Raw genomic sequence first — 14,747 nt, forward strand, 5'->3', positions numbered from 1 at the left:
TAGCATCCTTAGGGGTAGAGAACAACGCTCATTCGCAATCCCGCACTTTCACGCGGATTACTCATAGCGCAGGGCGTCGATGGGGTTGAGCGCCGCCGCGCGATTCGCCGGATAAATGCCGAAGAATACGCCGATCCCAATCGAGATCAGCGTGGCGAGCAGAATACTCGACAGTTGCACCCGCACCTGCAGATCGGCTGACACCGCGGAGACCGCCAGCGATCCGGCCAAGGCGATGCCAATACCAAACGCCCCGCCCAGCAGCGAGAGCACGGTTGCTTCGGTTAGAAACTGGAGCTGAATATCGCGTTTCTGCGCGCCGACCGCCTTGCGCAGGCCAATTTCGCGCGTGCGTTCGGTCACCGTCACCAGCATGATATTCATGATGCCAATGCCCCCGACCAGCAGCGAAATCCCGGCGATGATCGCGAGAAAGATCGTCAGCAGGCTCGTGATTTGCCCCACCGACTCCAGTAAGTCGGTTTGCGTGAAGATCTGGAAGGTATCTTCGTCACGAAAGTTGATGTTCCGCGCCTCGCGCAGCGCCTCGCGCACCTGCGCCGCCACCAGATCGACGCTGTCCGCGTCACGCGCCTGCACGAGCACGTTCGTCACGCGTTTGCGACCGCTCGCATCCTCCCCCGTGTTCAGGCGGCTCTGCGCCGTCGTGACCGGAATCCAGATCAGGTCATTTTCGTCGCCGCCGAAGCCGCTCCCGCCCGCCTCTTCCATCACGCCGATCACGCGAAATGTGACCTCGCTGATGCGTATGTTCTGCCCAATGGGGTAACTGTCCGGGAACAGGCGCTCAACCACCGTCAAGCCGATCACGGCGACGCGCGCCTCGCTCTCCACATCCGTGCGATCAAGGAAGCGCCCCGCGACGACATCCCGGTTGCGCATGGGCACGAAGGCTTCGGTCACGCCGCGAATGCGTCCGTTCGCCTGCCGCCCTTCGACCGCGACCGGGCGGCTGAAATTCAACTGCGGCATCACGTTCAGCGCGTCCGGCACGCGGGAGAGATCGCGCAGGGTTTCGTAGTCGCGCATGGTCATCATCTGACTCGCGCCGCCTGTGCGCGCGTCCGCCAGCGAGGCCTCGCGCTGCGACACGAGCATAAGGTTCGTGCCTAAGCCCAAAAACTGGTTGCGCACAAAGGTCTCGACGGCCTGCCCGAGCGAGACCAGCACAATCACCGCCGCGACGCCAATCGTGATGCCAAGCATCGTCAGCACCGAACGCAGCTTATTCGACCGCAGGCCAATGAGGGCGATGCGCGTATTCTCGACAATCATGTTATTCGAACCTCAGCGCATCAATCGGGCGCATCTGGGCGGCGCGGCTCGCCGGGTAGAGTCCAAAGAAGACGCCGATCCCGGTGCTAACGACCGTCGCCAGCACAACCGCATCTCCGGTGACGCTCAAAGTGAGGTCGGGGACAAGCTGACCACCGATCCACGTCAGGAACCAGCCCAGCGCCACGCCGAGCACCCCGCCCAAAATCGAGAGGAATACGCTTTCGATCAGGAACTGCAGCAGGATATCGCTGCCCCGCGCGCCGACGGCTTTGCGCAGGCCGATCTCGCGTGTGCGTTCTGTCACCGAGACAAGCATGATATTCATGATGCCAATGCCACCGACCAGCAGCGAAACGCCCGCAATCAGGCTGAGGAACACGGTCAGCACCCCGGTGATCGACCCGAGCGAATTGAGCAGTTCGGCCTGACTGATGATGCTGTAATCCTGCTCGCCTTGAAACGTAATGGCGTGGGCTTCATCGAGATAGGCTTCAATCTCGCGCACCGCCTGATCCATCCGATCTTCGGAAACGGCCTGAATATTGAAGATGTCGACACGGTAGCCACCGTCACGGGTACGCGCGCGGGACAAACGTGTCTGCGCGGTGGAGATGGGGATGAAGATCACTTCATTCTGGTCGCCGAGCACGCCAATGCCCCCGCCCTGCTCCGCCATCACGCCGATCACCGTGAACACGCGCTCATTGATGCGGATAGTGCGCCCGACCGGGTCAAACGTCTTGTCGCCATAGATCGCCTCGACGACCGTCGTGCCGAGCACAGCGACGCGCGCGACATTGTCGATGTCTTCCGTGCTGATGAACGCGCCCTTGTCGGTCGTCCAACTGCGCACATCATCCCAGTTCGCGGTGACGCCGCTCACGCCCAGTTGAATGCTCACCGACTCGGCGACAACGGCGGCGGGCAGCACAAACTCCTGCGACAGTTGGCGGATGCTCGGCGCAACTGCTGAATTATCAAGATCTTCCGCTTCATTGGTCGACAGCGGCTGAATCGTCGTGCGCGTGCCGTTGGCGGGGGCGCTCGAAAACACAAACAGCAAGTTCGAGCCGAGCCCCTGAAACTCCGCCGCGATGAAGTTCTCGACGCCGCGCCCGAGGCTCACCAGGCCGATCACCGCGCCCACACCGATGATAATGCCGAGCGTGGTCAGCAGCGCGCGCAGGCGGTTGGTCAGCAGCCCATCGAGGGCAATGCGGATGCTCTCACCGAGGTTCAGTTGTACTCATCCTTCTGCCCACCGTAGTACGCATCCTGCAAAATCTCTTCCATCTCGTCGGCGAGCGACGGCCGCTCCGCTGCGCCCGCGACCAGTGGGCTTTTGACCGCTTGATCCGCAATGATGCTCCCGTCGCGCAGCATGACCACGCGGTTGGTGTGCCGCGCGATCCACGGGTCATGTGTGACGAACACCACGGTGATCCCCTGCTCGCGGTTCAGCCGCTGAAAAATCTGCATGACTTCCGTGCCCGAACGCGAGTCGAGGTTACCCGTCGGTTCGTCGGCGAGGATCATAGCCGGTTCGTTGACCAGCGCCCGCGCAATCGCCACGCGCTGCTGCTGCCCGCCGGAGAGTTCGCTCGGGAGGTGATCCAGCCGACTGCCTAACCCCACCGATTCGAGCGCCGCTTTCGCTTTCTTCTGCCGCCCGCTCACGCCCGCGTACATCAGCGGCAGTTCCACCTGCCGCAGCGCCGACGTGCGTTTGAGCAGGTTGAAGTTCTGGAACACGAAGCCGATCTTCTTGTTGCGCACCCGCGCCAGATCGCTTTCGCTCAGGCGGCTGACATTCACGCCGTCGAGGAAGTAATCGCCAGATGATGGCTGATCGAGCGCGCCGAGGATGTTCATCAGCGTACTTTTACCACTGCCCGACGGCCCCATGATCGAGACGAACTCGCCTTCCATGATCTTGAGGTCGACGCCGCGCAGCGCATGGACTTCGACATCGCCCATCTTGTACATCTTGGTGATCGCGCGCACATCGATGACCGCTTTGGGTTCGGTGCTCGTCGGCGGCGCGGCATCCCGTTTGCAGAGTTTGAACATCGCCTAGAATCCCCGGATTGGGTCAAAGGTGGCACGCGGAATCAACGCAATGGTCGCGCCTTCATCGACGCCGCTCACGATCTCGCTGTCGATCTCGTTGCGCAGACCCAGCACCACTTCGACTTCGCGGAAGCTGTTTGCGGCATCCTGCACCGTGAGGTACGCCCGTCCCGTCACGCGATCTAAGCGAATGAAGCGATTCGGCACCACCAGCACGTCGCGCAGCTCGTTCACGATGACGGTCGCCGTGGCCGTCATGCCCACGCGCACAGGCTGCTCGGTCGGGTCGAGCGCGACCCGGACCGGGTACGTGACCAACTGACCGAGCACCGTCGGCAGCAAGTTGATCCGCGCCACGCTGCCAGTAAGCACTTGATCCGGCAGCGCGTCAAAGTCCAGTTCGACAGGCTGATCAACCGCAAGATCGACCACATCGGTCTCGTCCGCCGCAATGTCCACGTAGTAACCGCTCGTATCCATGAGCAGCATGGCCGCTGACTGCGTGGGCGGGAGTTCACCGATAACGAGGTTGTTGAGGGCGATCACGCCCTCAAACGGCGCGATCAAGAGCGCGCGATCGACGCTGGCCTGCGCCGCTTCGACGGCCAGTTCTGCTTGCTGCAAGCCGATTTCTGCCAACTGCAAGTCGCGGTCACTCGCACCGTTCGTCAGCCGATCCAGCGCGATCTGCGCTGCGGTCGCCGCCGCCTGCGCGGAGGAGATGCCCGCCGCGTCACCTGTCCGGGAGAGAGTTGCGTTGTAGTTCGAGTCGGCAATCGCCACGCCATACTCGGCTTGATTCAGACCTGCGTTGAGGCTGCCCGTGTTGAGCGAGCTCGACGGAATGAGGCCGGAGAGTGCCGCATTTGCCTGATCGATAAGTTCCTGCGGCACGTTGGTCGCGCCGTCGGGCAGCAGACTGGACACATCGACCAGCGGCGAGGGATTCGCCGCAATGTCGCGCTGCAGCTGCGCTTGCCACAACTGATTGCGCGCCAATTCCGACTGAAGATAGGCGATTTGCTCGTCCTGCGCGGTGACACCCGTCGAAGCCGCCGCATTGAGCGCGGCGAGGGCGCTGTTGAGTGCCGCCTGCGCGACGGCGAGGTCTTCCGGGCGCGGTGGGCTGGTCAGCAGCGCATAGGCGCGCTGCTGCACATCGAGCGCAAGCAATGCTTCGTTGAGCGTCGCCTCGGCTTGCGCCGTATCCAACCGGGCGAGCACATCGCCCGCGCGCACGGTATCGCCGACGCCGACGAGCACTTCAGTGACCGTTCCGGTCGACTCAAACAGGAGCGGCACCTGTCGCTGCGGGCTGACCGCCCCGGTCGCGCTGATAGTCACGCGCAGGTTCCCCCGCTGCACGACCGTCTGGTCAAGGATCTCGACGGGCGGTTCGTCGCTCGCCTGCTGGGACTGCCGCAGTTCACGCGCGCCCAACAGCGCCCCCGCGACCAGTGTCCCGATCACGGCATAAGTGAGAAATTTCCGCATGCGCTTTTTAGCCCCCGAAGATCGATAGACTGTCACCCGCGAGGTCGACGCCGATGACAGCGCCTTCAGTTAGCCCGGCGATCACCTGACTCACGTCTTGCCCCTGCAAGCCGAGCGTCACCGGAATTTCGAGGAGGGTTCCGTCGGGCTGCAGCAGATTGACATAAGCATCTCCCTGTGCCCGATCGAGGCGAATGTACTGGTTCGGCACGATCAGCGCGTCAGCCTCTGCTTCGATGATGATATTGGCTTCCGCGGTCATGCCGACGCGCAGCCGCGGATCGGTGGCGTCGACATGCAGTCGTACGTCAAAGCTGACGATGCCGCTCTCGTTGGTGGCTACCAGCGCGATCTCGTCGACCACGCCGGGGAGTTCGACCTCCGGCAGCGCATCGAGGGTAATCCGCGCGGGCATGCCCGTAACGATCTGGCGCACGTCGATTTCGTCGACCTGCACGGTGAGGTGCAGCGGCGTGGCGTCGGTCAACTCAACTACGGCGAAACCGGGCGCGACCAGCGCACCGATCTCCGTGTTAAGCGCGCTGATGATGCCAGCGAATGGCGCGACCAACCGGGCGCGGTCCCACGCGGCCTGCGCTTGGTCGAGCGCCAACTGCGCGCGGTCGACGCCGGCAGCAGCGCGGTCAATCTCGGCTTGCGTTGGGCCCGCCAATAGGCGATCCAATTCCGCCTGCGCCTGCGCCACCCGCGCCGCGGCTGCCCCGACTGCCGCGGGATTGCCCGATTGCAGGCGTTCCACCTGCAGCCGCGCGATTTCGGCGTTGAAGCTCGCCTGCCCGATGCGGGCATCAAGGAGGTCATACGCGGCCTGATCCTGACCACCGGGCGCGGTCGCGCGGGCTTCCTGCGCCGCCGCCACCGCCGCTTGCGCCTGTTGATACGAAAGCTGCGCCGTTTGCAGGTCAGCGCTGGAGACCGCACCCTGCACGGCACCAACCGCGCTCTGCGCCGCGGTCACATTGGCGCGCGCGATAGTGATCTCACCCTCATCCGGCCCGTCGAGCACATCATCCAACTGCAATTGCGCGGACATAAGCGCGAGTTCGGCCTGCTGGTAGGCGATGCGGAGCGGCTCATCGGCTTGGACAAGGAGCACGTCACCGGGGGTGACCGCCTGCCCCACAACCACGGGAATCTCCGTGATGCGCCCGGGAATCGTGAAGCTTAAGGCCGCAGTCTGATCTGGCTGCATGGTTCCGAGAGCGGATACGGAGAGTTCCACAGCTCCCCGTCCGACGATGTACTGCTCAACCTGTGGGGCAGCACTCGCACTGCTCTGCGCCTGATTAGCGCGCAGCCCAAAGGCGACGAGCGGCAGTCCGAGCGTGACGATGATGAGGACAAATATGCTTCGGCTAACTGACATACGGTGCTAACGCTAAACCTTCCACCTAGTTCCCTGCTATATCCGATTCTACATGAAAATCAGTTCAGATTATTTCAACACTGTTAAAACTGTGCTGGCGTGAAGGTAGGCTTAATGGTACTATAGAAGTTGTCACATCTTTCACAATCACCATCGGCTGTTAGGAGAACCGCTCATTATGCCGTCCAGTATTCCCGACATTGTGATCAGTCGCCTGCCGGTCTACCTTCGGGCGCTCGAACGCCTGTCGCAAGAGGGACAGGAAGTGACCTCTTCGCACGAACTTGGCAAGCGTTTGGGCATTAGTTCGGCACAAATTCGCAAGGATTTGTCGCACTTCGGTGGGTTCGGGAAACAGGGCACTGGCTACCGAATTGCCTACCTCAAGGAACAACTGCGGCAGGTCTTGAACGTGGAACGGGATTGGGAAGTGGCACTTATCGGCGCGGGTGACTTAGGTAATGCGGTCGCCCGGTATCGAGGCTTCTCCAACCGCGGGTTTCACATCGCCTGTGTCTTCGACAGCGCCCCGGACAAAGTCGGTAAGAGTATCGGCGAGTTTTTGATTCTGCCGCTCGACAATCTCCACACCGTCATTACTGAGCGCGGCATCAAGATCGCCATGGTCGCCGTCCCCGCTGAGGCGGCGCAGTCCGTGGCCGATACGCTCATCGCCGCGGGGGTGCGCGCCATCCTCAACTACGCGCCGATCAACCTGAATGTGCCAGACAATGTGCATGTTCAATACATTGACCCGGTCATCCATTTGCAGCGCATGACCTACTATCTGGATTAGTTAGCTCCACACGCTCTGAGTGATCCGGCGCAGAATGGCAGGGTCATTCAGGGCACGCCCGGCTCCAATCGCCACCGAAATCATCGCGTTATCCGCCCGGTAGACCGGGACGCCGGTTTCCCGCGTCAGATATTGATCCAGTCCGCGCAGCATCGCGCCACCACCCGTCAGCACAATCCCGCGGTCGATGATATCTGCGGCCAACTCCGGCAGCGTATTCCCCAGCACCGCTTTGACCACTCCGGAAATTTCCCGCAGCGGTTCTTCAATCGCTTCGACGATCTCGCCCGTGCTCACCGTGATCGTGCGCGGCAGACCACTCACGTTGTCGCGGCCCTGCACTTCCATCGTCAGTTCGTCCATCAGCGGTACCGCGGCGCCCACCTGAATCTTGACCGACTCAGCCGACGGCTGACCGATAGTCAGGTTGTACTTGCGCCGAATATAGCTGATGATGGCGTCGTCCATCTTTAGCCCGCCAACGCGCCCACTCTCTGCGCGCACGATATTGTTCATCGTCATCACGGCTGCCTCGGTGATGCCGCCGCCGACATTCACGACCATGTCACCCGCCGGGGTGCTCACAGGCAGCCCTGCCCCAATCGCCGCCGCCAGCGGTTCCGGAATGAGGATCGCTTCGCGCGCCCCCGCATCCATTGCCACATCATGCACGGCACGTTTTTCTACGCTGTTCGCGCCATACGGCACCGTGATCATGATCGTCGGCTTGAACAAGCGGACGCGTCCGGCAATCTTGTTGAAGAACTGGCGCAGCATGAACACGGTGACATCGTAGTCAGCCACGACCCCATTTTGCAGCGGGCGCACCAACTGAATGTCTTCGTCGTCCACTTTACCCAGCATTTCACGCGCGGGCTGGCCGATTTCCACGACCGACTGATCTTCGACGGTCATCGCGACCAACGTTGGCTCCTGTAAAACGATCTGATCGTTGTCGGAGATCAGCGTGTTGATCGTCCCTAAGTCCACACCCAAGCGTTTATCGAACAGTCCCATAGCGACCCTTACTTGTTCTAGCGCGGTGATCGGGCTGTATTATAGCAAACAAAACGCCCGACGGGAGTTCTCCCATCGGGCGCTTAACCTGTGACAGAGATACGTTAGTCGCTCTCGCCCGTATCGTCGATGATACGCAGCACTGACGAGCTCCGCGCCTGCACCTTACGCTGAATCTTCAGCGCGAGTTCAGCGCGCCGGAGCGCGAGGGCGGCCGCGCGGTTTTCTTCCGGCGCGACGCCTTCCTGCAGCATCTTCTGGGCGTTGGCGCGCGCCGCTTCCATCGCCGCTTCGTCAATTTCATACGACGATTCGGCGAGATCCGCGAGGACGACGACTTTATCCGGGCGTACATCGACCACGCCGCCGTAAATGGCGAAGCGTTCTTCGGCGCGCCCCTTGCGGACGATCAACTCACCGTAGGTGAGCGTGGTCAGGACGGGCGCGTGCCGCGGCAGCACGCCCATCTCGCCTTCCGCCGCCGGAACAATCACCATATCGGCTTCCGGCTCGGAGAAGACCACTTTTTCCTGCGTGACAACCTCGACCGCGATTGGCATCAGTTTACCCTTGCCGCAGCGCTTCTTCGTGACGCGCCAGTACGTCTTCGATGGGGCCAGCCATGTAGAAAAGCTGTTCCGAGATGTGGTCGACTTCGCCGTCGAGGATCATGCGGAAACCGCGCACGGTGTCCTTGATCTTGACGTACTTGCCTTCACGACCCGTGAACTGCTCCGCCACCTTCATCGGCTGGCTGAGGAACAATTCGATCTTACGAGCGCGGGCGACCAACAGTTTGTCGTCGTCCGACAGTTCGTCGATACCGAGAATGGCGATGATGTCTTGCAGGTCCTTATACCGCTGGAGGATCTGCTGCACTTCACGCGCCACGCGGTAGTGATCTTCACCCACGACCAGCGGGTCGAGAATCTTGCTGGTGCTGCCGAGCGGATCGACCGCGGGGAACAGACCGCGCGACGCAATCGAGCGCTCCAACGCAATCGTGCCGTCGAGGTGCGCGAACACTGCCACCGGCGCGGGATCCGAGTAGTCGTCCGCGGGCACATACACGGCCTGCATCGACGTGATCGAACCCGTCTGCGTGGAAGTGATGCGTTCCTGCAATTGCCCCATTTCGTCAGCCAGCGTGGGCTGATAACCCACCGCCGAAGGCATACGACCGAGGAGCGCTGACACTTCCGCACCCGCCAGCGAGTAACGGAAAATGTTGTCGATGAACAGCAGCACATCACGGCCTTCGTCGCGGAAGTGTTCCGCCATCGCGAGACCGGAAAGCGCCACGCGCAGACGCACACCCGGCGGTTCGTTCATCTGACCGAACACCATCGCCAGCTTGTCGAGCACGCCCGCTTCTTTCATTTCGTAGTAGAGCGCCGTGCCTTCACGGGTGCGTTCACCTACGCCCGCAAACACCGACAGACCGGAGTGCTGGGTCGCAATCGAGTTAATCAGTTCCTGAATGGTCACGGTCTTGCCCACACCCGCGCCACCGAAAATGCCCGTCTTGCCGCCCTTGGTCATCGGCGCGATCAGGTCAATAACCTTCATGCCCGTTTCGAACACTTCGATGCGGGTGGTCTGTTCTTCGAATTCCGGCGCCGTGTTGTGGATTGGGCGGCGGGTGGTATCGTCCGCCACTGCCGCGCCGAGGTCAATCGGGCGACCGAGCACGTTGAACACGCGACCGAGCGACGCCGGGCCAACCGGCACCGTGATCGGCGAACCCGTTGCGAAAGCGGCGACGCCGCGTTTCAAGCCATCCGTCGTATCCATCGCGACCGTACGCACGGCGTTGTGACCGAGGTGCATCTGCACTTCGAGAATCAGGTCTTCTTCGCCTTCACGCTCAATGCGCAGCGCGTCGTAAATATTCGGCAGCTGCCCGGGCGGAAAATCGACATCGACTACCGCGCCGAGAACCTGCGACACAACCCCTTGAATTTCAGCCATCTATATCTCCCCAGTCCTGCCGCTAGACCACCGCGTGTGCCGCGAGATCCGCTTCAATATTCCCAGCCAGCTTGTCAATCGAGTTTTGCAGCGCCTCTGCGCCGCCCACAATATCGAGGATTTCGCTTGTGATGCCTGCCTGACGCGCCTTGTTGTAGACCAGTGTGAGGTCTTCGACCAGCGTGGACGCATTGTCCGACGCATTGCGCATGGCGACCATGCGCGCCGAATGTTCACTCGCCTGGCTTTCCAGGATCGCCTGATACATCTGCAGCAGCGTGAAGCGCGGCACAATTTCGTCGAGGATGGCTGTAGCACTCGGCTCATATTCATAATCAGCCGAGCCGCTCGACACGTGCGGCGCATTCTTGATCAGCTCCGCAACGACCTGATCTTCCGTCTCATAGGGCGAGAGCGGGAGCAAGCGCGTCACGCGCGGGCGCTGGGTGAGCAGGTTCACAAAGTCGGTGTAGGCGATGAACACTTCATCGACCGTCCCGTTCAGAAATTCCTCGGTGGCTAGGCGCACAATCGGCGAAATCTGCTGGAGCGTCGTCTCGGCGGGGTTTGAAAACTCCGCCACGACATTCTCTTGGACGCGGATGAGCGAGTCGCGCCCCTTGCGACCAATGGTCACAAAGCGCGCCGGCTTGCCCAACCGATCCTGAAAGCGCCGGGCCACACGCAGGATGTTGGTGTTGAACGCGCCAGCCAGCCCACGATCTGAGGTGATGAGGATCACCATCGTGTTCTTGACTTCCGAACGCGCGGTCAACAGGGGGTGCAGTGACGTCCCCGTCATCGAGTTTTGCACATTGAGCAGAATTTCCCACGCTTTTTCAGCGAAGGCACGGCTGGCAAGCACACGAGCTTGCGCCTTACGCACCCGCGAGGCGGAGACCGCCTCCAGAGCGCGCGTGATCTGCCCAATGTTTTTCACACTGCGAATACGCTTCTTTACTTCGCGTGCGGTTGCCATAGGTTAACTCCAGCTGGCGGTAAACTGTTCGATGGCGCTCCGCAGTGCCTTTTCCTGGTCTTCCGGCAGGGTCTTGTTGTTTTCGATGTGATCGGCAATCGCGGCGTACTGGCTGTGATAGGCACGCTGCCACGCGACCTGCCATTCCTTGACGCGTTCCACCGGAATGCTGTCCAGCAGACCACGCGTACCGGCGAACAGCACCGCAATCTGATCTGACAGCGAGAGCGGCTGATACTGCGGCTGCTTGAGCAGTTCGGTCAGGCGGAGACCACGGTCGAGCTGACGCTGGGTCGCTTTGTCGAGGTCGGAGCCAAACTGCGCGAACGCGGCGAGCGAACGGAACTGCGCGAGGTCGAGGCGCAAACCACCCGCAACGCGCTTCATCGCCTTCGTCTGCGCATCACCACCCACGCGGCTCACGGAGATACCGACGTTGATCGCGGGACGCTGACCGGCGTTGAAGAGTTCGGTTTCAAGGAAGATCTGACCATCCGTAATCGAAATCACGTTCGTCGGCACGTACGCGGAGACGTCGCCGAGCAGCGTTTCGATCATCGGGAGAGCGGTCAGGCTGCCGCCGCCGCGTGCTTCGGAGAGCTGCGCCGCACGTTCCAACAGACGGCTGTGGAGGTAGAACACATCACCGGGATATGCTTCACGACCCGGGGGACGACGCATGAGCAGCGAAACCTGACGGTACGCCCACGCATGCTTCGACAGATCGTCATAGACGATCAGCGAGTCCTTGCCGTTTTCCATGAACCATTCGCCGATAGCGCAGCCAGCGTACGGGGCGATGTACTGGAGCGCGGCTGCTTCCGAAGCGGTCGCCACGACGACGGTCGTGTATTCCATCGCGCCGTTTTCTTCGAGCAGCGCCACCAAACGCGCGATTTCACCGCGGCGCTTGCCGATGGCGACGTAGATGCAGTACAGATCCTTGCCCTTCTGGTTGAGGATCGTGTCAATCGCAATCGCCGTCTTGCCCGTCTGGCGGTCGCCAATGATGAGCTCGCGCTGACCACGGCCAATCGGGGTCATCGAGTCAATGGCGACGATACCCGTCTGCACCGGGCGGTTCACGTTCTGACGTTCCATAACACCGGGCGCAATACGTTCGATGTTGTAGTATTCCGTCTCACCAATCGGACCGCGACCGTCGACCGGCTCGCCGAGCGCGTTTACCACGCGACCGACCAGACCCATGCCCACCGGCACCGAGGCGATACGACCGAGCGGGCGGACTTCGTCACCTTCGTTGATGGTGTCGTAATCGCCCATAATGATGATACCGACGTTATCACGTTCCAGGTTGAACGCGATCCCGGCGACGCCGTTGCTAAAGCGAACCAGTTCGCTGTAGCGGATATTGCGCAAACCAGCGACACGCGCGATGCCGTCGCCAATTTCTTCGACATACCCGACCTCGACCGCTTCGATCTCAGGGGTATAGTCTTGTACTTGCTTCAGCAGGGACTCAAACATATTGCTGGAGATGTCCGCCATCTGGGTCTCCTCGATAGAGATAAACGATGCATTCAAACGCGCAGAGCGTCAGAAAGACCAACCGTAAGATTTATGTAACGCTGTGCGAAAACGTAATGCTGTAATTCTACCTTATCCAGTGCTACCTGTCCACTTTTTCACAAACGGAGATCAGCAATTTGTGATAGTTCGCACAAAACGCTCATCTTTCCATTTAGACGTCTTCGCTCTCCTCTTTACGCTTCTGCCCCTTGCCCAACGCGACCGATCGCTGGAACGCCGCCCAGACCGCGCGCGAGATCACCGTGCGCAATCCGCCCTTCTCCAACTGGTAAATCGCTTCCGCGGATGTGCCGCCGGGACTGGTGACCTGATTGCGGAGCTGCGCCGGATGCAACCCGGAATGCATCGCATAATCAACCGATCCGCGCACCGTTTTGAGCACCAAACGCTCGGCATCACGGCGCGAAAAGCCCATATGCACGCCCGCGTCGATCAGCGCTTCCATAAACAGGAAGACATAGGCCGGACCGGTGCCGCTCAATGCCGTCGCCATGTCGAGGAATTTCTCATCGTCGACATACATCTCTTCGCCCAACGCGCCGAGCAGCGCGCGCGCTTCATCGCGACTGGCATCCGGCACTTCGGACGTTGCCGTCCACACAGTGATTCCTTCGCCGATCTGCGCTGGTGTGTTCGGCATGGCGCGGACGATGTTCGGGTTGAACATACCTTCCGCCAGTGCACCGATTTTAACGCCAGCCAGAATGCTCAACACCATGCTGGCGCGGCTGCCCCGCCCATTCAACGAGCTAAACACCTGCCCCACCACCTGCGGCTTGGTCGAAATCACGATGATGTCTGCGTTCTCGACGACTGTCGCGTTGTCGGTGCTGAAGCGCAGTCCGTAGCGGCTGACCAATTCTGCGCCGCGATCTTCGCGCGGGTCGGCAGCCGAGATCTGCGCGCCCGTTAGCAGTTTCTGCGTGATCAGGCCGTTGATCATGGCTTCCGCCATGACCCCACTGCCGATGAATGCGATGCGTTTATCTTGGAGCGGCATGCTGCTTTGTCCTTTTGCCTTAGCTCTGCTGATACGGGTATTGTTCGCGCCACAGCGCTGCGGCGGCCCGCACGCGATCCTCATACACATGCACGCCGATCCCCAACCCGGTCGGCACATTGATGCGACTGCCGGGCTGGAGTTCGAACGGCGGTTCGCTCAAATCCTGCGCGTAGTAGCGGCTCGTCGCGGAGATGTCGCACGGCAGCGTCACGCCCGGCAGCGACGCGAACGCGAGATTCGCCGCGCGCCCAGGCCCGGTTTCCATCAAGCCGCCAACCCACAGCGGGGTGTTGTGCTCCACGCACACTTTGTAGATTTCGAGGCTTTCCGTGTAGCCACTCACGCGAGCGGGCTTCAGGTTGATGATCTTGCACGCCCCGAGTTCCAGTGCCATGCGCGTGTCATCCGCCGACAGGATGCTCTCGTCAAGACAAATGCGCGTACTCATCTGCGGTTGGAGCTTGCTGTGCTGATAGATGTCCTCGTGACCGAGTGGCTGTTCCAACATCAGCAGGTTGAATTCGTCCAACTGCTTCAGGTGATCGGCATCGGCTAGCGTATAGGCGCTGTTCGCGTCCAGCATAAGCAGAATATCCGGATAGACCTTACGCACGCCGCGCGCCAGTTCGACATCCCAACCCGGCTGAATCTTCAGCTTGATCCGCCCGTACCCCTCGCCCAAACGCTTCGTGATCACGGCGAGTGTCTCTTCGACCGTGGGTTTAATGCCGATGCTTACGCCCACGTTCGCGTAGCCACGGGACTCGTGTCCAGCGGGCAGATGCGCGGCAAATGCCTGCGCCAGCGACTGTCCATTCGCCTGCGCCAGCGCGTCCCACACTGCCGATTCCACGGCGTGCTTCGCCAGCGGATGTCCGCGCGTCGCGCTGAGGAGCGCCGGGACTTCGGTCGCATCGCTGATGCGCTTGCCGAGCAGCGCGGGCGCGAGGAACTCGCTCAGCACGTGCATTGATGTGCCCATCGTCTCGTAGCTGTAGCCGGGATGAATCTCAGCACCGCATTCGCCCCACCCCGTGAAGCCTTCATCGGTGTGCAGCGCGGCAATGATCGCCGTCTTGAACGGTTCTTCACCGAAACTCGTGCGGAGGTTTTCGACGAAGGGCATCGCCACCGGGAAAAGCTCAACATCTTTGACTGTGATCGCGCGTGACATCAGGCT

The 14,747-nt window shown here is 61.2% G+C and carries 13 protein-coding genes; 1 reads left to right on the forward strand and 12 read right to left on the reverse strand.

Going from position 1 to position 14,747, the window contains the following annotated elements:
• Positions 1-57: 57 nt before the first annotated feature.
• The 5 genes from IPK17_RS24795 to IPK17_RS24815 are packed head-to-tail and all read right to left on the reverse strand — an operon-like array spanning position 58 to position 6,250.
• Positions 58-1,296: an ABC transporter permease gene (locus IPK17_RS24795; RefSeq protein ID WP_343420378.1), complete on the reverse strand. Its 1,239-nt coding sequence runs from the start codon at positions 1,294-1,296 to the stop codon at positions 58-60.
• 1 nt (position 1,297) lies between these two features.
• A complete protein-coding gene (locus IPK17_RS24800; protein WP_343421505.1) occupies positions 1,298-2,539 on the reverse strand; it encodes an ABC transporter permease in 1,242 nt (413 codons plus the stop codon).
• Positions 2,536-3,369, reverse strand: a complete 834-nt coding sequence (locus IPK17_RS24805) for an ABC transporter ATP-binding protein (protein ID WP_343420379.1) — start codon at positions 3,367-3,369, stop codon at positions 2,536-2,538. The genes IPK17_RS24800 and IPK17_RS24805 overlap by 4 nt, the downstream gene beginning before the upstream one ends.
• A 3-nt stretch (positions 3,370-3,372) precedes the next feature.
• The gene (locus IPK17_RS24810) at positions 3,373-4,863 is read right to left on the reverse strand and encodes an efflux RND transporter periplasmic adaptor subunit (RefSeq protein WP_343420380.1); all 1,491 of its coding nucleotides are present in this window, start codon (positions 4,861-4,863) and stop codon (positions 3,373-3,375) included.
• 7 nt (positions 4,864-4,870) lie between these two features.
• Positions 4,871-6,250, reverse strand: coding sequence for an efflux RND transporter periplasmic adaptor subunit (locus tag IPK17_RS24815; RefSeq protein WP_343420381.1), 1,380 nt, complete (start codon positions 6,248-6,250; stop codon positions 4,871-4,873).
• A 178-nt stretch (positions 6,251-6,428) separates the two neighbouring features.
• On the opposite strand from IPK17_RS24815, the gene IPK17_RS24820 reads away from it, so the two are divergent.
• Entirely contained in the window at positions 6,429-7,046 is a 618-nt protein-coding gene (locus IPK17_RS24820; RefSeq protein WP_343420382.1) for a redox-sensing transcriptional repressor Rex, read from the forward strand.
• Here the strand turns inward: IPK17_RS24820 and IPK17_RS24825 are convergent, their stop codons facing one another.
• The 7 genes from IPK17_RS24825 to menC form a co-directional block, all read right to left on the reverse strand.
• Positions 7,047-8,063, reverse strand: a complete 1,017-nt coding sequence (locus IPK17_RS24825; RefSeq protein WP_343420383.1) for a rod shape-determining protein — start codon at positions 8,061-8,063, stop codon at positions 7,047-7,049.
• 104 nt (positions 8,064-8,167) lie between these two features.
• Positions 8,168-8,623 (reverse strand): ATP synthase F1 subunit epsilon, encoded by a 456-nt coding sequence (gene atpC, locus IPK17_RS24830; RefSeq protein WP_343420384.1) that lies wholly within the window; start codon positions 8,621-8,623, stop codon positions 8,168-8,170.
• Between the two features lie 4 nt (positions 8,624-8,627).
• A complete protein-coding gene (gene atpD, locus IPK17_RS24835; RefSeq protein ID WP_343420385.1) occupies positions 8,628-10,034 on the reverse strand; it encodes a F0F1 ATP synthase subunit beta in 1,407 nt (468 codons plus the stop codon).
• 22 nt (positions 10,035-10,056) lie between these two features.
• Positions 10,057-11,013: an ATP synthase F1 subunit gamma gene (atpG, locus tag IPK17_RS24840; protein WP_343420386.1), complete on the reverse strand. Its 957-nt coding sequence runs from the start codon at positions 11,011-11,013 to the stop codon at positions 10,057-10,059.
• A gap of 3 nt (positions 11,014-11,016) precedes the next feature.
• Positions 11,017-12,522: a F0F1 ATP synthase subunit alpha gene (gene atpA / locus IPK17_RS24845; protein WP_343420387.1), complete on the reverse strand. Its 1,506-nt coding sequence runs from the start codon at positions 12,520-12,522 to the stop codon at positions 11,017-11,019.
• Positions 12,523-12,715: 193 nt separating this feature from the next.
• Positions 12,716-13,564, reverse strand: coding sequence for a pyrroline-5-carboxylate reductase (proC, locus tag IPK17_RS24850; RefSeq protein WP_343420388.1), 849 nt, complete (start codon positions 13,562-13,564; stop codon positions 12,716-12,718).
• A gap of 19 nt (positions 13,565-13,583) precedes the next feature.
• Positions 13,584-14,741 carry an o-succinylbenzoate synthase gene (gene menC / locus IPK17_RS24855; protein ID WP_343420389.1) on the reverse strand — a complete coding sequence of 386 codons (1,158 nt, stop codon included), beginning with the start codon at positions 14,739-14,741 and terminating at the stop codon, positions 13,584-13,586.
• Positions 14,742-14,747 lie beyond the last annotated feature (6 nt).

It is taken from the genome of Candidatus Flexifilum breve, from assembly GCF_016713355.1.

Excerpts from the sequence above, each read along its gene's own strand:
- IPK17_RS24795 (WP_343420378.1), bottom strand. The coding sequence starts at position 1,296 with ATGATTGTCGAGAATACGCGCATCGCCCTCATTGGCCTGCGGTCGAAT.
- IPK17_RS24805 (WP_343420379.1), bottom strand. The coding sequence starts at position 3,369 with ATGTTCAAACTCTGCAAACGGGATGCCGCGCCGCCGACGAGCACCGAA.
- IPK17_RS24810 (WP_343420380.1), bottom strand. The coding sequence starts at position 4,863 with ATGCGGAAATTTCTCACTTATGCCGTGATCGGGACACTGGTCGCGGGG.
- IPK17_RS24815 (WP_343420381.1), bottom strand. The coding sequence starts at position 6,250 with ATGTCAGTTAGCCGAAGCATATTTGTCCTCATCATCGTCACGCTCGGA.
- IPK17_RS24820 (WP_343420382.1), top strand. The coding sequence starts at position 6,429 with ATGCCGTCCAGTATTCCCGACATTGTGATCAGTCGCCTGCCGGTCTAC.
- IPK17_RS24825 (WP_343420383.1), bottom strand. The coding sequence starts at position 8,063 with ATGGGACTGTTCGATAAACGCTTGGGTGTGGACTTAGGGACGATCAAC.
- atpC (WP_343420384.1), bottom strand. The coding sequence starts at position 8,623 with ATGCCAATCGCGGTCGAGGTTGTCACGCAGGAAAAAGTGGTCTTCTCC.
- atpD (WP_343420385.1), bottom strand. The coding sequence starts at position 10,034 with ATGGCTGAAATTCAAGGGGTTGTGTCGCAGGTTCTCGGCGCGGTAGTC.
- atpG (WP_343420386.1), bottom strand. The coding sequence starts at position 11,013 with ATGGCAACCGCACGCGAAGTAAAGAAGCGTATTCGCAGTGTGAAAAAC.
- atpA (WP_343420387.1), bottom strand. The coding sequence starts at position 12,522 with ATGGCGGACATCTCCAGCAATATGTTTGAGTCCCTGCTGAAGCAAGTA.
- proC (WP_343420388.1), bottom strand. The coding sequence starts at position 13,564 with ATGCCGCTCCAAGATAAACGCATCGCATTCATCGGCAGTGGGGTCATG.
- menC (WP_343420389.1), bottom strand. The coding sequence starts at position 14,741 with ATGTCACGCGCGATCACAGTCAAAGATGTTGAGCTTTTCCCGGTGGCG.